Annotated in this window: 19 protein-coding genes; 11 read left to right on the top strand and 8 right to left on the bottom strand. The window is 66.3% G+C overall.

All coding sequences use genetic code 11. The annotated features are described in order from the left end of the window. Positions 1 to 21: 21 nt before the first annotated feature. The 6 genes from V6V88_RS12205 (at position 22) to V6V88_RS12180 (ending at position 6,881) form a co-directional block, all read left to right on the top strand. Positions 22 to 1,623: an ABC transporter substrate-binding protein gene (locus tag V6V88_RS12205; RefSeq protein ID WP_338619346.1), complete on the top strand. Its 1,602-nt coding sequence runs from the start codon at positions 22 to 24 to the stop codon at positions 1,621 to 1,623. A gap of 64 nt (positions 1,624 to 1,687) precedes the next feature. After that, complete coding sequence (locus V6V88_RS12200) at positions 1,688 to 2,605, top strand: ABC transporter permease (RefSeq protein WP_056317093.1); 918 nt, start codon at positions 1,688 to 1,690, stop codon at positions 2,603 to 2,605. 1 nt (position 2,606) lies between these two features. Further along, positions 2,607 to 3,515: an ABC transporter permease gene (locus V6V88_RS12195; protein ID WP_280002482.1), complete on the top strand. Its 909-nt coding sequence runs from the start codon at positions 2,607 to 2,609 to the stop codon at positions 3,513 to 3,515. A gap of 2 nt (positions 3,516 to 3,517) precedes the next feature. Beyond that, complete coding sequence (locus V6V88_RS12190) at positions 3,518 to 4,507, top strand: ABC transporter ATP-binding protein (RefSeq protein ID WP_338619343.1); 990 nt, start codon at positions 3,518 to 3,520, stop codon at positions 4,505 to 4,507. Next, positions 4,504 to 5,484 (top strand): oligopeptide/dipeptide ABC transporter ATP-binding protein, encoded by a 981-nt coding sequence (locus V6V88_RS12185; RefSeq protein WP_062841543.1) that lies wholly within the window; start codon positions 4,504 to 4,506, stop codon positions 5,482 to 5,484. The genes V6V88_RS12190 and V6V88_RS12185 overlap by 4 nt, the downstream gene beginning before the upstream one ends. After that, on the top strand, positions 5,481 to 6,881 hold the full coding sequence (locus tag V6V88_RS12180; RefSeq protein WP_338619341.1) for a M20 family metallopeptidase: 1,401 nt from the start codon (positions 5,481 to 5,483) through the stop codon (positions 6,879 to 6,881). The genes V6V88_RS12185 and V6V88_RS12180 overlap by 4 nt, the downstream gene beginning before the upstream one ends. Here the strand turns inward: V6V88_RS12180 and V6V88_RS12175 are convergent. The 3 genes from V6V88_RS12175 to V6V88_RS12165 all read right to left on the bottom strand — a co-directional run bounded on the left by V6V88_RS12175 (position 6,865) and on the right by V6V88_RS12165 (position 9,708). Then, positions 6,865 to 7,779, bottom strand: a complete 915-nt coding sequence (locus tag V6V88_RS12175; RefSeq protein ID WP_056317083.1) for an MBL fold metallo-hydrolase — start codon at positions 7,777 to 7,779, stop codon at positions 6,865 to 6,867. The two genes, V6V88_RS12180 and V6V88_RS12175, sit on opposite strands and share 17 nt — an antisense overlap. An 82-nt stretch (positions 7,780 to 7,861) precedes the next feature. Then, positions 7,862 to 8,818 (bottom strand): alpha/beta hydrolase, encoded by a 957-nt coding sequence (locus V6V88_RS12170; RefSeq protein ID WP_338619338.1) that lies wholly within the window; start codon positions 8,816 to 8,818, stop codon positions 7,862 to 7,864. A gap of 110 nt (positions 8,819 to 8,928) precedes the next feature. Then, the gene (locus tag V6V88_RS12165) at positions 8,929 to 9,708 is read right to left on the bottom strand and encodes a hypothetical protein (RefSeq protein ID WP_338619336.1); all 780 of its coding nucleotides are present in this window, start codon (positions 9,706 to 9,708) and stop codon (positions 8,929 to 8,931) included. A 98-nt stretch (positions 9,709 to 9,806) separates the two neighbouring features. Between V6V88_RS12165 and V6V88_RS12160 the strand changes: the two genes are divergently transcribed. Beyond that, positions 9,807 to 10,511: a hypothetical protein gene (locus V6V88_RS12160; protein ID WP_223575674.1), complete on the top strand. Its 705-nt coding sequence runs from the start codon at positions 9,807 to 9,809 to the stop codon at positions 10,509 to 10,511. Positions 10,512 to 10,554: 43 nt separating this feature from the next. Here the strand turns inward: V6V88_RS12160 and V6V88_RS12155 are convergent, their stop codons facing one another. Next, a complete protein-coding gene (locus tag V6V88_RS12155; RefSeq protein ID WP_223576504.1) occupies positions 10,555 to 12,972 on the bottom strand; it encodes a mechanosensitive ion channel domain-containing protein in 2,418 nt (805 codons plus the stop codon). Positions 12,973 to 13,335: 363 nt separating this feature from the next. Here V6V88_RS12155 and V6V88_RS12150 point away from each other — a divergent pair, with 363 nt between their 5' ends. The 3 genes from V6V88_RS12150 (at position 13,336) to V6V88_RS12140 (ending at position 15,863) form a co-directional block, all read left to right on the top strand. Continuing rightward, the gene (locus V6V88_RS12150) at positions 13,336 to 14,310 is read left to right on the top strand and encodes a tripartite tricarboxylate transporter substrate-binding protein (RefSeq protein WP_223575675.1); all 975 of its coding nucleotides are present in this window, start codon (positions 13,336 to 13,338) and stop codon (positions 14,308 to 14,310) included. A gap of 289 nt (positions 14,311 to 14,599) precedes the next feature. Next, positions 14,600 to 14,926 (top strand): hypothetical protein, encoded by a 327-nt coding sequence (locus V6V88_RS12145; protein WP_280002484.1) that lies wholly within the window; start codon positions 14,600 to 14,602, stop codon positions 14,924 to 14,926. Then, positions 14,919 to 15,863, top strand: a complete 945-nt coding sequence (locus V6V88_RS12140) for a DUF6708 domain-containing protein (protein ID WP_338619333.1) — start codon at positions 14,919 to 14,921, stop codon at positions 15,861 to 15,863. The genes V6V88_RS12145 and V6V88_RS12140 overlap by 8 nt, the downstream gene beginning before the upstream one ends. Before the next feature lie 53 nt (positions 15,864 to 15,916). Here the strand turns inward: V6V88_RS12140 and V6V88_RS12135 are convergent, their stop codons facing one another. Continuing rightward, positions 15,917 to 16,522 (bottom strand): TetR/AcrR family transcriptional regulator, encoded by a 606-nt coding sequence (locus tag V6V88_RS12135; protein ID WP_338619331.1) that lies wholly within the window; start codon positions 16,520 to 16,522, stop codon positions 15,917 to 15,919. Positions 16,523 to 16,747: 225 nt separating this feature from the next. Here V6V88_RS12135 and V6V88_RS12130 point away from each other — a divergent pair, with 225 nt between their 5' ends. After that, positions 16,748 to 17,353: a hypothetical protein gene (locus V6V88_RS12130; RefSeq protein ID WP_056317057.1), complete on the top strand. Its 606-nt coding sequence runs from the start codon at positions 16,748 to 16,750 to the stop codon at positions 17,351 to 17,353. 47 nt (positions 17,354 to 17,400) lie between these two features. Here the strand turns inward: V6V88_RS12130 and V6V88_RS12125 are convergent, their stop codons facing one another. The 3 genes from V6V88_RS12125 to V6V88_RS12115 are packed head-to-tail and all read right to left on the bottom strand — an operon-like array spanning position 17,401 to position 20,193. After that, on the bottom strand, positions 17,401 to 17,718 hold the full coding sequence (locus tag V6V88_RS12125) for a hypothetical protein (protein ID WP_338619329.1): 318 nt from the start codon (positions 17,716 to 17,718) through the stop codon (positions 17,401 to 17,403). After that, the gene (locus V6V88_RS12120) at positions 17,708 to 18,214 is read right to left on the bottom strand and encodes a DUF523 domain-containing protein (protein WP_338619328.1); all 507 of its coding nucleotides are present in this window, start codon (positions 18,212 to 18,214) and stop codon (positions 17,708 to 17,710) included. Before V6V88_RS12120 ends, V6V88_RS12125 begins: the two co-directional genes overlap by 11 nt. Before the next feature lie 50 nt (positions 18,215 to 18,264). Further along, positions 18,265 to 20,193: an NYN domain-containing protein gene (locus V6V88_RS12115; protein ID WP_338619326.1), complete on the bottom strand. Its 1,929-nt coding sequence runs from the start codon at positions 20,191 to 20,193 to the stop codon at positions 18,265 to 18,267. Positions 20,194 to 20,299: the final 106 nt, after the last annotated feature.

Below are 20,299 nucleotides of genomic sequence, written 5' to 3'. Positions count from 1 at the left end.
TCATCAAGAGGAGCCTTCACCATGGCTGATAGTCGCTTCACACCTTGCTGCATCACGCTTTCTCGCTTCACCCCCGCCGCGTCCGCGCTGTCCTTGCGCCGCGTCACGCCATTGAAGGCACTGGCCGCCGCGCTGGTGGCCTGCGCCGCACTGGCATCCCAGCCCGCGCTTGCCGGCAAAAAGGACGACACCTTGCGCATGGCCTACGACCAGGCCCCGGAAAGTGTCGATCCCTACTTCAACAACGTGCGCATCGGCGTCATCATCGCGGCCAACGTGTGGGACACCCTGCTCTACCGCGACCCGGTCACCAACGAGTACAAGGGCCAGCTCGCCAAGAGCTGGAAACAGATCGATGACAAGACCATGGAATTCGAGCTGCGCGAGGGCGTCAAATTCCACAACGGCGAAGAGTTCGACGCCGACTCGGTGGTCTACACGCTGAACTTCGTGGCCGACCCGAAGAACAAGGCGGTCACGCAGCAGAACGTGTCGTGGATCGACAAGGTCGAGAAGATCGACAAGTACAAGGTGCGCCTGACCACCAAGGAGCCCTTCCCCGGCGCCAAGGAATACCTGTCCACCACGGCCGCCATCCACCCCGCCAAGTACTACCAGGAAGTCGGCCCCAAGGGCATGAACGCCAAGCCCGTGGGCTCCGGTCCCTACAAGGTCGTGGACTATCAGCCCGGCAAATCCATCACGCTGGAACGCAACGCCGACTACTTCAAGGATTCGCCCAAGGCGCAGCCCAAGATCGGCAAGGTGGTCATCCGCTTCATCCCCGACCGCCAGACGCAGATGGCCGAGGTGATCTCCGGCGGCGAAGACCTGATCATGAGCGTGCCCAAGGACCAGGCCGAGCAGCTGGGCGGCATGCCGAACCTGCAGATGGTGACCGGCAACACCATGCGCATCGTGTTCATGCAGATGAACATCCTGGAAGGCACGCCCGCGCCGCAACTGAAGGACGAGCGCGTGCGCCGCGCCATCATCCACGCAATCGACCGCGAGGCGATGCTCAAGAACATCGTGGGCGAAGGCGGCGGGCTCATCAACACCATCTGCACCCCGTCGCAGGTGGGCTGCACGCAGGAAGGCGCGCCGACCTACAAGTACGACCCCGCGCAGGCCAAGAAGCTGCTCGCCGAGGCAGGCTATCCCAACGGCTTTGACATCGACATCGTTGCGTACCGCGAACGCAACCAGACCGAAGCCATCATCAACTACCTGCAGGCCGTCGGCATCCGCGCCAAGCTCAATTTCCTGCAATACGCCGCGATGCGCGACATGATCCGCGCCAACAAGGCCTCGCTCACGCACCAGACCTGGGGCTCGAACCTGGTGAACGACGTGTCGGCATCCACGCCGGTGTACTTCGCCTTCGGCAGCGACGACATCACGCGCGACCCGAAGGTGCGCGACCTCCTGAAAAAGGGCGATACCACCATCGACAGCGGGCAGCGCAAAGCGGCCTACAAGGAGGCGCTGGACATCATCGCGGAAAAGGCCTACGCGGTGCCGCTCTGGACGCTGCCCGCCTACTACGTCGCCACCAAGGACGTGAACTTCAAGCCCTACTCGGATGAGCTGGTGCGCTTCTGGGACATGAGCTGGAAGTAAGGCGCGCCCCGCGCCGGGCCGGCCCCGCGGCCCGCCCGGCGCTGCTGAACAGAGAGGAAGTCCTATGCTTTATTTCACGCTGAGGCGCCTGGGCCTGGCGGCGCTGGTGGCGCTGACCGTGTCCATTCTGGCGTTCCTGCTGCTGCACCTGTCGGGCGACCCGGCGCTGGCGCTGGCCGGCGAAGGCGCGCGCCAGGCCGACATCGACATGATCCGCAAAACCTACGGGCTGGACCGCCCGATCATCGTCCAGTACGCCGACTGGCTCTGGCACATCCTGCAAGGCGACTTCGGCACCTCGGTGTACTTCAAGACCGAGGCCGGGCCACTCATCCTGTCCAAGCTGGCGACGACGCTCAAGCTGGGCATGGCCGCGCTGGCCTTCGCGCTGTTCATCTCGATTCCGCTGGGCGTGCTGGCCGCCCTGTACAAGGGCAGCCTGATCGACCGCGTCTGTCTGGCGATTGCCGTGCTGGGACAGGCGCTGCCGAACTTCTTCTTCGCGCTGATCCTGATCATGCTGTTCTCGATATCCCTGCGCATCCTGCCGGTGTCGGGCAGCGGCACGTGGCAGCACTTCGTCATGCCCGCGATCGCGCTGGGGTATTACGTGGCGCCTGCGTTCATGCGGCTGATCCGCGCTGGCATGATTGAGGTCCTGGGCGCCGATTACATCCGCACCGCGCGCGCCAAGGGGCTGCCGGCCGGCAAGGTGATCTTCAAGCACGCGCTGCGCAACGCGATCGTGCCGGTGGTGGCGCTGGCCGCCGTACAGCTGGGCTACCTGCTGGGCGGCTCAGTGGTCATCGAGACCATCTTCGCGCTGGACGGGCTGGGTTACCTGGCCTACCAGAGCATCACGTACAAGGACTACCCGGTCATGCAGCTGATCGTGCTGCTGCTGTCGGTGCTGTATGTGCTGCTGACGCTTGCCGCCGACGTGGCCAACGCGTGGCTCGATCCGCGCATCCGGGTGTCCTGACATGAATACGCCTACGATCACCCCCGCCACGCCTGCGGCAGCGCCGCTCGAACTGTCCGCGGCCACGCTGCGCTGGCGCCGCCTGCGGCGCAACAAGGCGCTTTTGGCCGGCGGCGGCATTCTGCTCGTCATCGTGCTGATCGCCCTGCTGGCCCCGTGGATCTCGCCGCACGATCCGTATTTCCAGGATCTGGCCTACCGTACCGCGCCGCCCGTCTGGTACGAGAAAGGCACCTGGCTGCACCCGTTGGGCACCGACCAGCTGGGACGCGACTACATGTCGCGCCTGTTCTACGGCGCGCGCATTTCGCTCCTGATCGGCATCAGCGTCGCGCTCATCTCCGGCCTCATCGGCACGGCGATGGGCATGGCGGCCGGCTACTTCGGCGGCAAGGTCGACATGGCCGTGTCGTTCCTCATCACCACGCGGCTGTCCATGCCGGTGATCTTGGTGGCGCTGGCCACCGTGGCCATTGTCGGCGGCTCGCTGTGGGTGGTGATCCTGGTGCTGGGCTTGCTCAAGTGGGACCGCTACGCGGTGGTGATGCGCAGCGCCACGCAGCAGGTGCGCTCGCTGGAATACGTGGCCGCGGCGCAGGCAGCCGGCGCCAGCACCTGGCGCATCGTCTGGGGCGAGGTCCTGCCCAACGTCGTGCCGCAACTGATCGTGATCGCCACGCTGGAAGCCGCCAGCGCGATCCTGCTGGAGGCCTCGCTGTCGTTCCTGGGCCTGGGCGTGCAACCGCCGCTGCCGTCCTGGGGATTGATGATCTCCGAGGCGAAGGCCTACATGTTCTTCTCGTTCTGGCTGATCGCCATTCCTGGATCGGCGCTGGCGCTGCTGATCTTCGCGATCAACCTGGCCGGCGACGGACTGCATCAACTCCTGACGCCTGAAGAGAGGGCCTGAGCATGAATGGCACCGATATCGTCCTGGACGTGCAGGGCCTGACCGTCGACATCGCCACGCCACGCGGCCCGCTGCACGCGGTGCGCGACGTGTCCTTCCAGGTCCGGCGCGGTGAAACGCTGTGCCTGGTCGGGGAATCGGGCTGCGGCAAGTCGATGACCTCGCTTGCCATCATGGGCCTGTTGCCCAAGGCCGCCCGGCGCAGCACGCGCCGGCTGGCCGTGCTGGGCGAGGACCTGTCCAAGGCGCGCGGCCGGCGCGTCAATGCCCTGCGCGGCAGCAAGATGGCGATGATCTTTCAAGAGCCCATGACGGCGCTCAACCCCGCCTACGCCATCGGCGAACAGCTCACCGAACACTACATCCACCACTGCAAGGCGAGCAGCCAGCAGGCGCGCGACCGCGCCGTGGAACTGCTGGAGAAGGTCGGCATCGCGTCGGCCGGCCAGCGTCTGGGCCAGTATCCGCACCAGTTGTCCGGCGGGCTGCGCCAGCGGGTGATGATCGCGATGGCGCTCATGTGCGGCCCCGAGCTGCTGATTGCCGACGAACCCAGCACCGCGCTGGACGTCACGATCCAGGCGCAGATCCTGCGGCTGCTGGCGGACCTGCGGGCCGAACTGGGCATTGCCATGGTGCTGATCACGCACGACCTGGGCGTGGTGGCGCGCATCGCCCGCCAAGTGGCGGTGATGTACGCCGGCCAGATCGTGGAAGAAGGCCCCGTGGCCGACATTTTCGCCACCCCGCACCATCCCTACACGCAAGGGTTGCTTGGCTGTATCCCCGTGCCCGGCCGCACGGCCCCGGGCGAGGCGCTCGGCACCATCCCGGGCGTCGTGCCGTCGCTGGTGGGCGAGCTGCGCGGCTGTGCCTTCGCCGATCGCTGCCGTTATGCGCAACCGCAATGCCGGCAGGCCGTTCCCATCCATGGCCAGGCCGCTGGCCAGCAATGGCGCTGCATTCTCAGCGCCGAAGGAGTCCCCGCATGAGCGCGCTGCTGCAAGCCGATGCCGTCAGCCGCCAATTCACGGTGCGTGCCGGCATGTTCCGCCCGCGGGCCACGCTGCACGCGGTCAATGGCGTGGACCTGGCCGTCGACCGGGGCGCGGTGCTGGGAATCGTCGGCGAGTCGGGCTGCGGCAAGTCCACGCTGGCGCGCATGCTGCTGGGCCTGACGCCGCCAACCGAGGGCAGCATCCGCCTTGAAGGCCAGGACATCCGAAAGATGGACCGGCGCGCCCTCGCCCGCCGCGTGCAACCCATCTTCCAGGACCCGTATTCGTCCTTGAACCCGCGCCGCTCCATCGCGTCCATCGTGTCGCTGCCGCTGGAGGTGCACGGCATCCCCAACCCGAAGATGCACAAGGCCATCGACATGCTGGAACGCGTGGGCCTGCCGCCGCGGCTGGCCCACAACACGCCCGGGCAGCTGTCGGGCGGCCAGCGCCAGCGCGTGGCCATCGCGCGCGCGCTGGTGATGCAGCCCGAGCTCGTGATCTGCGACGAGCCGACCTCCGCGCTGGACGTGTCGGTGCAGGCGCAGATCATGAACCTGCTGATGGACCTGCGGCGCGACTTCAACCTGACCTACGTCTTCATCAGCCACAACCTGGCGGTGGTCGAACACATCGCCACCCACGTGGCCGTGATGTACCTGGGCCGCGTCGTCGAATCGGCGCCCACCGCCCGCCTCTTTCACGACCCGCGCCATCCCTACACGCAGGCGCTGCTGGCGTCGGTGCTCACCCCCGAGCCGGGGCTGGGCATCCCCGACATGGGCCTGGGCCTGTCGTTTCCCGACCCGCTGCATCCGCCGTCCGGTTGCCCCTTCCATCCGCGTTGCCAGCACGCCATGCCGCAATGCAAGACCGAACGGCCCGCGCTGACGCTGCGCGATGGAGCGCTCGTCGCCTGCCACCTCTACCCCACCCATCCTTCGACTTCCACCGGAGCTTCCCAGCCATGACCCGCGCACAAGCCATCGCCCAGGCCGAGCAGTGCTTTGATTCCGGCGCCTTCCGCACGCTTCTGGCGCGCCGGCTGGCGCTGCCCACGGAAAGCCAGAACCCCGAGCGCGCCGCCGTGCTGGCGGACTACCTGGAAGCGGAAATCCGGCCGGCGTTCGAAGCGCTGGGCTTTACCTGCCGCACCCTCACGCATCCGAAGGCGCTGGCCCCTTTCCTGTACGCCGAGCGCATCGAGGACCCGGACCTGCCCACGGTGCTGGGCTACGGCCACGGCGACGTGATCCGCGGATTGGAACGGGAATGGAAGGAAGGCCTGTCACCCTGGGCGCTGACCGAGGCCGAAGGCCGCTGGTATGGCCGCGGCATCGCCGACAACAAAGGTCAGCACAGCATCAACATGGAGGCGCTGCGGCTGGTCCTGGAAACGCGCGGCAAGCTGGGCTTCAACGCCAAATACCTGATCGAGATGGGCGAGGAAACGGGTTCGATGGGCCTGCGCGAACTGTGCACCGAGCATCGCGACCTCATGGCGGCCGACCTGCTGATCGCCTCCGACGGCCCGCGCCTGAGCGCCAACCGCCCCACCATCTTCCTCGGTGCGCGCGGCAGCCTGAACTTCGACCTCACCATCGAGGCGCGCGCCGGCGGCCATCATTCCGGCAACTGGGGCGGACTGATCTCCAACCCCGGCCTGCAACTGGCGCATGCGATCGCCAGCATCGCCACGCCCAACGGCCAGATCCGCATCCCGGAATGGGTGCCCAAGGAACTGCCGCCGGTCGTGCGCCGCGCGCTGGCCGACTGCGAGGTCGATGGCGGCGCGGACGGGCCTGAGATCGAACCCGACTGGGGCGAGCCCGGCCTGTCACCCGCCGAACGCGTCTTCGGCTGGTGTTCGTTCGAGGTGCTGGCCTACAAGACCGGCAACCCGGACACGCCCGTCAACGCCATCCCGCCGCGCGCGTGGGCGCGCTGCCAGCTGCGCTTCGTGGTGGGAGTGGACCCGGACGACCTCATTCCGGCCCTGCGCCGTCATCTGGACAGCCACGGCTTTCCGATGGTGCAGATATCCCTGACGCGCGAAACCATGTTCCGCGCGACCCGCATCGACCCGGATGACGCCTGGGTGCGCTGGGCGGTTGCGTCGCTGGAACGCACTTCCGGCCAGAAGACCGCACTGCTGCCCAACCTGGGCGGCTCGCTGCCCAACGACATCTTCACCGACGTGCTGGGCCTCAAGACGATCTGGGTGCCCCACTCGTACCCCGGCTGCTCGCAGCACGCGCCCAATGAACACCTGCCGCCCGAACTGCTGCGGCAGGGGCTCAGCCTGATGACGGGGCTGTACTGGGACCTGGGCGCGGGCGACACGCCCGAGATCAGAAATCCCAGATAACCGGCACCCAGCGGAACGCATCGCCTTCCTTGGCCACCCGGCCCACCGACGGGAACGGCAGATGCGCCGCCACGAGCAGCCCCTTGTTCTGGGCCAATTCGTTGAACAGGGCAAGGCGAACCCGGGCCGACTCCACCGGATCGTGCTCGAAGCCGTTGTGCCATTCGGGATGATCGAACGCCACCGGGAATACGGCGTCGCCCGCAAACGTCAGGCGGTCGCCGTCCGAGATCAGATCGACGACACAGTGGCCGGGCGTGTGGCCGCCGGTCAAGCGCACGATCACGCCCGGCGCCACTTCCTTGCGATCCTCGAAGACCTGGATCTGGTCGCGATAGGTTTCATAGAAGCTGGTCGCGGTCGAGCGCAGCACGGCGGGCACCGGCTTGGGCATGACCGTCTGCGTAAAGTCCGGTGATGTCCAGAACGCCACTTCGGTGGCGTTGACATGGATGCGCACATCCTTGCGCAGGCGCTCCTTCACGCCGGGGACCAGCAGTCCGCCCACATGGTCCATGTGCATGTGCGTGATGATCACGTCCGTCACGGATTCGAGCGCAATGCCCGCCGATTGCAGGCGTTGCGGAAACTGCCCCGCGCGCGGAAAGCCCGGGAACTGGCCGCCCAGTCCGGCGTCGATCAGAATGGTCTGCTCGCCGCTGCGCGCCACCATCACGTTCAGCGGCCAGTCGAATGCGTCCGGCGGCATGTACATGTGGTCGAGCCAGTCGGCCAGATCGGCCGGATCGGCATTCGTGGCCATCGTCGAGGTGGGCAGCGGCAGCACCCCGTCGCTGACAACCAGCGCATCGATGTCGCCGATCTGCACGGCATAGCGGGAAGGAACCAGATCGATGGCGGTCTGGGTGATGGGGTCCAAAGTGTCTGCGGAAAACATGGCGTTATCTCCTGGATGGCGGCCGGATCGGCCGCAGGAAGCCGGCGCCCTTGCGCCGGGTAGTTGAATGGCGGCGCGCGTGTCAGCCGCGCAGGAATGCCAGCAGATCGGCGTTGATACGGTCCTGCATGGTGGCCGTCAGGCCGTGCGGCGCGCCCGGGTAGTAGATCGCCTGCGCGTTCATCACCAGGCGCACAGCCTTCTTGGCCGAGTCGTGGATCGGCACGATCTGGTCGTCCTCGCCGTGCATGAACAGCGTGGGCACGTCGATCTTCTTCAGGTCTTCGGTGAAGTCGGTTTCCGAGAACGCCTTGACGCATTCGTAGGCGTTCTTCTGCCCGCTCTGCATGCTCCAGAGCCAGAACTGGTCCAACTGCCCCTGCGACACCGTCGAACCCGGGCGATTGGCGCCGTAGAACGGCACGGCCAGATTCTTGTAGAACTGCGAGCGGTCGCCCGCCACGCCATCGCGGATGCCGTCGAACACCGACATCGGCAGGCCTTCCGGGTTGGCCGCCGACTTCAGCATCACCGGCGGCACCGCCCCAATCAGCACGGCGCGCGACACGCGCTTGGTGCCGTGACGGCCGATATAGCGCGCCACTTCGCCGCCGCCGGTGGAGTGGCCCGCCATCGCGATGTTGCTCACGTTCAGCGCTTCGATCAATTGCGCCAGGTCATCGGCGTACGTGTCCATGTCGTTGCCGCCGGACGGCTGCGACGAGCGGCCGTGGCCGCGCCGGTCATGCGCAATCACGCGAAAACCGTTGCGCGCCAGGAAGTGCAGTTGTCCATCCCACGCATCGGCATTGAGCGGCCAGCCGTGCGAGAACGTGACGACCGGGCCCGAGCCCCAATCCTTGTAGTACAGCGTCGTGCCATCCTTGGTGACGAAGCTGCTGCTGCCGATGGAAGCGTCCCGTTGGGGTTGGGAGTTGCGCTGCGGGGCCGCCTGCGCCCCGATGGCGAAGGCGCTGCCTGCCAGCAGCGCGCCGCCGGCAATCAGCGTGCGCCGGGCGGCGTTGTAAGAGTCATTCATGGGGATCCTCAAGGTCGGGAAGAGACAGTGAGGGCATCGTAGAACCGGGCCGGCGGGCGCGGTAGACACCGCGTGGGAAGCACGATGTTGTGCGATACGCACCAAACGGCTTACGTCGACTCAACGGCTAGCGCCGAATCCCTATACGCCACTGACGTCATCGCCGTCAGCACAAAAATCATGGCGACGCACGCCACGGCGCCCAACACGCCCTGCAGCGCCTGCACGCCAACGGCGTCGTACAGCATCGGACGCAGATCGTTTGCCGCGTGGGCGCCCAACACCAGCAACAGGAAGAAGGCCAGCATCAGCGGCCACCGCGGATAGCGCATCGCGCCGCGCACCGCGCCAAACCCATACGTGCCGGTGACCGCAGCGCGCGGCAGGCTCAGGCCGTACACGGCCAATCCATACAGCACGGGCAGCCACACCAATGCCAGCAACGCCATCAGCATGCCGTAGAACAATTCATCGTTGCCACCGCCGATCAGCATGTAGAGGACATACGGAAGATCGCCCGTGGCGCGCGCGATGGCCATGCCGCCAACAGCCAGTCCGCCCAGCAACACGAAGTGCCGGGCCTCCGGGCTGCCGCCCCGCGAGGCGGCCGTACGCGCTGTCTCGCCCAGCAATACCACCCGATGCCACGCGTACGTCGTGCGCGCGAAGGCGATCAGGCAGACGAGCGCCAGCGCAAGGATCAGCCAATCCTGAAACCGATACAAGGGAGACACGACCAGCGCGAACGGCAGCGTCAGCACGAACACCGCCAACGACCAGGGGGCCGCGGCCAACATCGTGCGGCCCTGTTTCCGGATGACGCCGACGGTCGCCGCGACGAGGCGGCCTGCTCCGAGTTTGCTGGACACGAGACTCCCTTGCTCTGACATGGTGGGTCTCGTTTATACCGCAAGCGGCATGGTCAAACCGGGACAGGCGGGACCTATCTCGGTTACCCTCGCGGACCATTCCTTTACGCCATCCCTTCATGAAGACGATTCCCTTTGCATTCGCCGCCGTCGCCACCGCCCTGCTGCCGGCGCTGGCCGACGCCGCATACACGCCCACCGATATTGAACGCGCCGTGCTGGAATACGGCATACGCGAAGAGCACGATGCGCTGCTCGCCGCCGATCGGCGCCTCTTGGGCCGGATGATGGACGTGACGAATGTGAGCGCCGCGCAGGTCTCGGACCTGTATGCCAACGGCCCGACGGCCAAGCTGCCGGCCGTGATCGACGATTCCTTCGTGATCAAGACAACGATCGACGCAGCCGCCGCGAAAGCCGGCGTCGTCACCTTCGCCGGCACGCGCGGGGCCACCGTTCGCGCCATGCTGCCTGCCGGCGCCAAGCCCGCCGACGCCCTGCTGCTCAATTGCACCAAGCTGGCGTGGGCCGATGGCGTTGCCACGTTCTCGCAATGCCAGGACTGGGCGCCGATCGCCGAGAAGACCGTCGCCACCTTTCGCGCCGACATCGCCGCATTCCTGCAAGGCAAGCCGGTCAAGGAATACGTGGCGAAATTCGTCGTCGACTACTTCGTCGTCGCGGGCGACATGCCGGACAAGGCCGGCTGCCCTGACGACCGCAAGGCCTGCGACCAGGCGATCCGCAAGACCGACATGACGAGCGCCGGCTACCAGGCCGTCAACGAGCGCTTGCAGGCCGCAGGCGTGCAGACCGGGCGCTAGGCCCGATTGCACCACTGCGGCGCAGGCGCCATTCCCGTCGCCGCTAACTGCGTCCCGGCTCCGTGCGCGCGGGATCGGCTTCGGCCTCTTCCCGGGCCTCCAGCTCGTTGCCCAGCACCTCTGCCGAATCGGCGTTGGCCGCTTCCGGCTTCAAACGGCGGCGCGTATGGCCCGCGGCGCGCGCGTCCCCGCCGTCGTCGGGCCGTTCGGCCTGCAGGTGCACGTTGGCGGGCGGCGCAAAGCCGCGCTTGTCCTGCCCGAAGTACACCACCGTGTGCGGGTACGGCAGCTCGATGCCGGCGGCGTCGAAATGCTTCTTGAGCAGCCGGTTGTAGCCGCGCTGCACCGCCCACTGCATGCCGGGGGTGGTCTTGATGAGGATGCGGATGGTCACGCCCTTGTCGTTGACCGCCGTGACCCCCGCCACGGTCATTTCTTCCAGGATCTCCGGTCCCAGCACCGAATCCGTCATCAGTTCGGCGAAGGCCGCGCGCAGATGCTCGATCGCGTCGTCCACGCTTTCGCGGTGCGCAATGGTGTATTCGCCCAGGTGATACGAGAAGTCACGCATGTGGTTGGCCACCACGTCCACCGACGAGAACGGCACCAGATGGTAGCCGCCGTCCAGCGTGCGGATGCCGACCGAGCGGATGGTCATCTTCTCGACCGTGCCGAAAACGCCTGCCACCTGCACCACGTCGTTCTCGTTCATTCCGTTCTCAAGCTGGATGAAGACCCCGGTGATGATGTCCTGCACCAGCTTCTGCGCGCCAAAACCGATGGCCAGGCCCACCACGCCAGCGCCCGCGATCAGCGGACCGACGTCGATGCCGATCTGTGAGAGCAGCACCATCAGCGTCATGGTCACGATGACGATCAGCGCGGCGTTGCGGAACAGCGCCAGCAGCGTGCGCTCGCGCGCGCTGGGCATGCCCCGCTCTTCGCTCTGGCTCAGGCGGTGCTCGATGATGCTGGCGATCACCGTCCACGCCAGCATGGCGATCAGGAGGACGATGACGATGTTCAGCACTACCTTGATCGCGGCGGCGCCGGCGTCCGACGCCAGCCAGCGCGACAGGTCAAAGGCCCGCCACGCGTCCAGGATCAGCAGCACGATGATGATGCGGATGATCCAGCCCACCACCTTCAGCGCGACCGGCACGTAGGCGTTGACGCGCGCTTCCAGCAGCGGCAGCCGCCGGCGCAGGTCGTCCGACAGGCGGATCGGCTTGGACAGCATGGCATTGAGCAGCAGGATCAGCAGGCTGCCCACGCCGATGACCAGCAGCGTCTGCGCCGTGGCGCGGGCCATGAAGGGCAACGCGTCCGTCGGGTCGACCTGGCTGACCACCAGCAGGATGGTGAAGTAGACGATGCCCAGCACGTGCCAGATGCGCGACAGCAGGCGCAGGCGCGATCCCATGAAGGTGGCGGCGCCGGCCGCGCGGCGGTCCAGGCGTTCGCGAACGGCCTGCCGGTTCTGCCAGATGACGCGCACGGCGTAGATGTACACCGCCAGCATGATCAGCATCGTCGTCAGCCGACCCAGCGCGGGCGACAGCGCCGCCGCCATCACGGGACCGACCACCAGCGTGCCGTAACCGGCCGCCGCCACGATGCGCACGAGCCACGCGTTCCAGTACTTGGCCAGTTCGTCAGACATCGGCAACAGGCGCAGATGCGGATGGCGCACGGCGAATACCGTGCGGATCAGCACCTTGACGATCTCCACCGCCACGAAGGCCTGCAGAAACAGCGAGGCCAGCCCGTCCAGCGTGCCGCGCCCCGGCGTGGTCCAAAGCGCCGCCGCCCCGCCCGCCATAGCGGCCAGCAGGACGACGGCCACGTCGATGGCCAGCGCGCCGATGATCGCGCCCGCGCGGCGCGCCAGCACCTTCATGGACGCCGGCTTGCCGCGCGCGGGCGGCGTGCCGGTTTCGCAACCCTGCTCGGCAACCCAATTGTCGATCCGCGTATAGATGCGCATGGCGATCATGCGCAGCAGGATAAAGGCGATGATGGTGGCGATGACGGCCATCGCCAGCGGCAGCAAGGCGCTACGCGCCTGGCCGCTGTCCATGCGCAGATTCTGGCCCGACGCCAGCGCGCGCAGGTCGTCGGCACCCTGCCCCATGTCGGCCGCAATGCCGGTCAGGAAGCGCTGCACGCCGTCGGCCATGCGCTCTTGCAGGCTGGGTTCGGCCGGCGTGGCGGCAACTGGCTTGGCGGGCGCCGCGCGCGATGGTGCGTTGCTGGCCGGCGCCTGTTTGTCTCCTGCCGCCTGCGACCGAAGCTGGTCGATCAGGGCCTGGCGGGCTTCGGGGTTGTCCAGCAGGTCCGCCAGCGCAGCGGGCGTCAACGTCGAAGGCGCGGCTGCCGGTTCCTGTGCCGACGCAGCCGGCAGCAGCGGGAACGCGGCCACCGCCGGGGCCTGCCACAGGAACGACAAGCAACTGAGCATCGCCGCCAGCAGCCAGGCCGCCAGCCATGGCCTTTCCCGTCTGCGCCGCCAGGAGACGGCGGCATGATGGCGGGTCGGAATGGAGTGCGATGCTGTCGTTGCGGATCGAACCACTAATAAATCTCCTCTGCGATCAGGGCATGGATGCCAGGCCAAAAAAAAGCGCCGGCGACCGGAGTCGCGGCTTGGTCACTGGCACATGATAAAGCCCATGGTCTGTCCCCTTTGGCGGCGGCCTTATCGCCGCAAGCAATAAACAAGCGGCGATTAATTCGTTGGTGCGGGCGGACCCATTGATTAGAGTCCAACGCCGTCCTACCCGCGCCGCAATCCGAGCGGTGCGCCCAACCAAGAGTCCGCTTCATGACCTCACGATTCCAAGCCACACGCCGCAATACCCTGCTCGCCCTTGCCCTGGCCGCCGCCAGCATGGGCGCCGCGCACGCCGATCAACGCGTTATCCGCATCGTCGTGCCCTACGGCACCGGCGCGGTCCAGGACACCATCGCCCGCGCCATCGGCGATGAACTGGGCAAGGCCCTGGACGCCTCGATCGTGATTGAAAATCGCGCCGGCGCCGGCGGCACCGTGGGCACCGCCCAGGTCGCCCGCGCCAAGCCCGACGGCAACACACTGGTCCTGGCCGCCGCCAGCCACAACATCGCCGGGTATCTGTACAAGAACCTCAGCTACGACCCCGGCAAGGACTTCACGGGCGTCGCCTACATCGGCAACACCGGCTACATCATCCTGGCGTCCGCGTCGCTGAACGCCAGGAACACGGCCGAATTCATCCAGGCCGTCAAGGCCAAGCCCGGCGCCTACGACTACGCGTCCGCTGGCAACGGCAGCGCCTCGCACCTGGGCATGGCGTCGTTCCTGACGGCCGCCGGCGCGCAGATGCAGCACATCCCCATGAAGTCCACGGGCGACGCCGTGACCGAACTGCTGGCCGGCCGCGTCCAGGCGGTCACCGCCGCCACCATCGGCGTCACCGCCTACCGCAACGACCCGCGCGTCACGTTCCTGGCTTACACCGGCAAAACCCGCTCACACTTTGCCCCCGACCTGCCCACCGTGGCCGAAAGCGGCCTGCCCGGCTACGCCTTCGACTCCTGGCTCGGCCTGCTGGCCCCGGCCGGCATCTCCGCCGCCAACCGCGACCAGATCAACGCCGCCGTGAACAAGGTGCTGGCCGACCCCAAGGTGCAGGCCCGCCTGGCCTCGCTGGGCGTCGAAGCCGAAGCGAAGTCGGCGGCGCAGTTTCAGGAATTGCTGAAGGCGGATTTTGAAGCGGCCGGGAAGGTGGTGGCGGCGTCGGGGGCTCGGGTGGAGTAGAAGCGGCTCACGCACAAGTTTGGCATTGCAACCCTGGCCCGGCGCCGGGGTTTTCATACTGGCGCACTTCTGCGCCTGCGCATGCATATCAATCGAACCTAGCCCATGACACTTGGTTTGATAGCGGACTCGAGGATTCTACAAATCAGACCCTCTCATTCGCAGTTTCGAACTATTCAAATGTCCAAGGGGTTCGTACCGCCTTAGATTGAACGTCCTTTCGTTCAATCACCGAGTGAAGCTCATGGCGCGAGTAACGACTGATCGGATGCCTGAGGCGTCCGGATCGATGGCCCCCCACAACGTGAACTTTAAAAAAGCGCTGGGCGCCAAGCGCCCGAATGAAAAACGCCTGGGAAAAGCCATCTCCCCACCGCCCTGCGAACGCGGTGTACCCCTGTATCCGCTGCGCTATGGCGGCTGGTCAATCCAGATGCATAAAGATGCCAGGGTGGCACTCGAGTATCTGTATTTCCCGGACCCTGATTCGCGCCCTGACATAGCGTTGCGGCAACCGCACGCGCCAACGCCATTGCAGTTCTCATCGGGCGGATGGCTGTCTGACCCGATCAGTTCAGCGTTACTCGAGCCAATCCGGAGCCCAAGTAATGTCTGACACCAAACGCCTGCCAAAAAGCCTCCGGTTCGGCGGTACGCCTCTCTACCACCACCGACCCACGGGAGAGCATCCTCAACCGGACGGGGTGAGGCGCGTCAATGAACGATGTGTCGAACTCGAAACGTACGCAAACTTTACGCAAAGTGGGGCCGCCAGACATATCGGGCTCGGTGCGGTGGTAGCGATCGCAGGGGTGATCTTGATGATAGCCATCTTGAACGAGAAGAATTCGAATTTCGAAAATTATCTTTCGATTATTATGGCTGCACCGGCACTGCCTGCTGTCACAACGCTGATTTATTTCGCGAGTGGAGCACATCGAACTCGTGGTGCTTATGTTCGAATTAATAGGCGCACGCAGAAGCTGTATTACGTCTTCCCCAGGAGTAAACGACTTCACGTTATCGACTGGGCTCAAGTCGAGGCTCTGGCCGGCTACATCCCGATATTTTCAGGCACCATCAATACGTCAAGGCATCCGCTGTACCTGTTAGGCGTGGATATGGCCATGACCCCGCCCACCGAGATCTGTGTGGCATGTGGAAACCTTGGGGTAGCGGTCGGTGATCGGTCGGCCAAGGCGCTGTGGGCCTATCTTCAAGCCTTTATGGCCCACGGCCCCGAAGGTTTACCTGAACCCGCGCCGCTGCCTCCTCGGCTAACCCGCAAACAGGAAGCTCTCCAACCGTACCGGGAGTGGTATGCAGGATTGCGTCGCAGAATCGCGAAGCCCTATGGCTTAATGAAAGCGCCGATTACTATCCCACTTTCGCTCGGCGGGTTATTGATCCACGCTATCCCGGACAGCGTGGAGGCCTTCGTTCAATACAACGTCCCTTACGCGCAGTTCCCTGCTGAGATCGACCGGTTGTGCGGCTTCGAAGATCCGCGCACCCAGGATATTTGCGTTAACAGCGAACAAATCGAACCGTGACGCGCATTCCCCCCGAAACGCCTGGCCCATCACCTGTCAATGGCCTGTAAGGCTCACCTTCTGCGCATCCCGTCCAGCAGCAGATCCGTCATGAACTCGGCCAGCGCATTCTGCGTGGCGGCGTCGGGGAGCTGGCGGGTGAACCGTTCGATGATGCCCATGAGGGACTGGCCGAACCACTCGGGCGAGATTTCCGGGCGGAACAGGCCTGCCTGCTGTTCTGAGCGGACGTTGTCGGCGATCAGGGCCACCAGTTCGTCCTTGAGCGCTTCGGCGGCGTCGGCCTGGAAAAAGCCGATTCGCGTGAGGTTGGGGTCTTCCTGCAAGATGGCAAGCAGCGTGCCGATGCCTTGCCGGATGCGCGCGACAAGCGCCGCGCCTTGCAGGTCGCCGGGCAAGCGGGCCTGGCTGATGGCCTGGCGGAGCCGTTGGGCAAACAGGCCCACCAGCTCGTCATAGGCGGCCTGCTTGCTGGTGAAGTATTGATAGAACACGGGCTGGGTCACGCCGGCGCGGGCGACGATATCGCTGACGCGGGTGTGCTGGAATCCCCGCTCGGCGAATTCCGCCGCGGCGACGGTCAACAGTTGCCGCCGCGTGCGTTCACCCTTGGTAAGACGCTTGTCCTGCGGTGCCGAATCGGGTAGTGCCGTGATCATCGCGGAAAAGTACTACCGATCCCTGCTTTGCGCTACCGAAGGCGACGCAGACTGGCCGCGCGCTGGCCATTTCGGCTTGCAGCCGTGCCGCCGTCAGACGCCTGAAATCACTTGAAATTCCCGTAGCGATTCTGGACATACCGCCGAGGCGCCGGCGCAGTACAGTACGGCTATCGTCCGGCCTGATGGCAATCTGCCCATGCCGGACGGCCTTGGAGCAAGATCATGAAGCGGTTTGTGGGCCGGGCGGTTGTTGTGGGATTGGCGCTGGCGGTTGCCAGCGCCCCAGCAATGGCTGGCGGGCGTGGCGGGAATTGGGGCGGTTATGGTGGTGGCTACGGCGGCGGTCATGGTGGCGGCTACCACCATCACCACGGCGGCGGTGGCAGCAGTTCCAGCGGCTGGTGGATTGGCGGCGCCTTTGCGCTGGCGTCGATCGGGCTGCTGCTGGCAGCCAATTCAGGGCCTTCCTACGTGCAGACCGGGGTTTATTCCTCTGGGGTCGGCTATACGAGCCCGCCGCTGTATGCCGCGCCCGTATATGGGACGACGGTCTATGAAGCCGCGCCGGTCTACACCGCCCCGGTTTACGAAGCACCGCCGGTTGCGTATTCCACGCCGGTCCCGCAGTACGCGCCGGTGCAATACGAGCCCGCGCCCCCGGTCAATGCCGCCCAGGCGAACGCCACCACGGACTGCCAGCGTTGGGCCATGAACCAGAGCGGTTACGATCCCGCCACCATCACCCAATGGACCACCCAGATCATGGTGGACACCTACAACCGCGCGCTGGATTCTTGCATGACTAGCCGCGGATATCGCGCAAACTGACAGGCGCGGTGTCGGGGATACCGGCCGGCGCGCTCGAAGGGCACGCTTCAGCGGCGCCAACCGCGCCAGGCAAATATCAAGCCGACGGCCAAGAGCGCACCCGCCGGCAGCACCCAGACGAACCCCGAGTCCGTGTAGACGACCTGTTCGATCGGATCGTAGTAGCGGCCCAACTCGTTGAACTCCCACCGCAAGTACTGCGCGTACCAGGCGTAAAAGAAGACGGCGGACAGGATCAGGCTTGCCATCGCGGCCACGCGGGCAAACGCGACGCCCCGATGGGTGCGAACGGTGCCCTTCCAGGCCAGGTAGCCGCATCCGGCTACCCCGGCCAGCACCAGCCAGTCGCCCGCCTCAGCCAGCATCGCTTGCCTCCAGTTCGGCCAGGAACGCCGCCGCTTCAGCCCATTGGTGTTCGCTGAACACGTACAAGCCTGCACCGCGCAGCAATTGCGCCGTGACGCCCACGCCGGGCTGCCGGCGGCCTGCAAAGTGGCCGTCGTAGACGTAGCCGCTTCCACAAGACGGACTGCCCTCTTTCAGCACGGCCATGCGGATGCCGTGGGCCTGCGCGGCTGCCAACGCTTCGCGCGCCCCGTGCACGAAAGGCGCCGTCACGTCGTCGCCCGTCACGGCGACAACGCGCGCGTGGCCCGCCAGCACCGAGGCCGCGTCCCTGCCCGGCTCGATTTCCGCCGGGGGCCGGGGGATCGGCATGCCGCCGGCCACTTCGGGACAGACCGCCACGACACGCCCTTCTGCCAGCCAGCGGGTCAGGACCGCCCCGCCTTGCGGCACCCCGCGACCGTCGTAGCGCACGGGGTTTCCCAGAAGGCAGGAGCTGACCAGAACGTGTTGCATTTGGGATAGGAGCCAAACGTGGCGGGCGGCAGTCCGGGATGTCCTTGCGGTCAGGCCGAATCGGCCTTCTTTGCGGCCTTGCGCGGCGCGGTCTTGCGAGCCGTTTTGCGCGCCGGCTTGGCAGGGGCGGCAGTGTCGGCGCCGATGTCGGCGGCAGGCGTCGATGACGGCGCCGGCTGCGCGGACTGCGCCGGGGCCGAGGCGTTCGGGCGCTCGGACGTTCCCTGCGTCTCGGCCGCCGCCTCCGTCTTGGCCGCCGTCTTGCGGGCGCCCCGGGCGGGTTTGGCAGCAGACTTGGCGGCGGATTTCGTGGCGGGCTTGGCGGGCGCGGCATCCGAAGCGGCATCCGAAGTGGTGTCCGAAGCAGCTTCGGAAGCGGACCCGGCCGTTCCTCGGCGCGCCCCGGCGAAGGGATCCGAGGCCTCGCCCCGGCGTTCGCGTTCCGTTTTGGCGGGCGGCGCAACGAACATCCATTCGGAAACGTTCACGACGGGCGGCGGGCCAGAGACAAGCGCCGATTGCGGCAGCGGGGGCATCGGCCGCATCAAGGGGGGCGCCGTGTCGGCGGCTGGCCTCTCCTTGGGCGCCTGTCCTTCTCCCGCAGCCGGCCCTTCCGAGGCCGCTTGGTTTTCAGGCGCAGCCTGCCCGCTGGACGATTCCGTCACCGCGGATGGCGCACGCGCTTCGGTCGAACCCTGCAGCCCCGAGCCCGCTTCGACGTGCCCGGCCTGAACCGATTGCCGCGCATCGTCGCTGCCTCTTGCGCCGCGCCCCCGGCGGCCCGAACGTCCTTGCCGCGCGTTGTCCTTCTGTCCGGCCGTGCGCGCCCGCGGGGATTCTTCCAGAGGCGCTGCGCCCGCCCCCTGACCTGGCGCCTGCGACACGTCCACCTCCGTGCCGCCTTCGGTCTGCTGCGGCGCGTCGGACTGCTTCCAGGCATCCGCGCCTTCGGCAAGCGCCTCGGGCGCCGCCCCGGTCTCGTCCCGATCGGCGCCCTCGCCCTGCGAACCCGCCGCGCGGCCGCCCTCGGCCTTGCGGCCGCCGCGCGACTTGCGGGCATTGCGTCCGCCAGCGGCCGGCGCTTCCCCGTTATCGGTCACAACGTCGGCCGGCCCGGCGCCGTGCGCCTGACCGCCCCGGATCGAAGGCGCGTCGCCCGTGCTGTCGCGGTACACGTACGTGCCGGACTTCTCTTCGCGGCCGACTTCCAGAAAGCCGCGCGACTGCGCTTCTTCCAGCAGGTTGCCGAACGCGCGAAAGCCATAGTAGGACTCGTTGAAATCCGGCTTGCGGCGCTTCAAGGCGTCTTTCAGGGCCGACGCCCAGATCTTGCCGCTGTCGCCGCGTTCGGCCATCAGCGCCTCGAAGGTCTCGACCACCATCTCGACGGCGCGCGTCTTGCGCGCGTCCTGCTCTTCCTTGCGGCGGCGCTCCTCGTCGGGCGAGCGGCGCTGGGCGCTGGCGCCCCGGGTGTCGCGCCGTGCCTCGGCGGTGCGCTGGCCTTCACGGGCCAGATCGTCGTAGAAGATGAATTCGTCGCAGTTGGCGATGAGCAGGTCCGAGGTGGACTGCTTGACGCCCACGCCGATGACCTTCTTGTTGTTCTCGCGCAGCTTGGACACCAGCGGCGAGAAATCGGAGTCGCCGCTGATGATGACGAAGGTGTTGACGTGGGACTTGGTGTAGCAGAAGTCCAGCGCGTCCACGACCAGGCGGATGTCGGCCGAGTTCTTGCCCGACTGCCGCACGTGCGGAATTTCGATCAGTTCGAAATTGGCCTCGTGCATGGGCGCCTTGAATTCCTTGTAGCGCTCCCAGTCGCAATAGGCCTTCTTGACGACGATGCTGCCCTTGAGCAGCAAGCGCTCGAGCACCGGCCGGATGTCGAACTTCTGGAATTTGGTGTCGCGCACACCCAGCGCCACGTTCTCGAAGTCGCAGAAAAGCGCCATGCTGACGTTTTCGTTGGGGTTGTTCATGTTCTCTCCAATGCCACGGTCGCCAGGGCCAAGCCAGGCCTCGGCGACCGCCAGAATCCGCCCATGATATACATATCCGCTTGATCTTCTCGTCCGCCACCCTCTG

Source organism: Achromobacter sp. E1 (genome assembly GCF_037039475.1).
In the GTDB taxonomy this organism is placed as follows: domain Bacteria; phylum Pseudomonadota; class Gammaproteobacteria; order Burkholderiales; family Burkholderiaceae_B; genus Achromobacter; species Achromobacter mucicolens.
The sequence above is the reverse complement of the archived record's forward strand: the minus strand, read 5'-3'. Positions and strand labels throughout refer to the sequence as shown.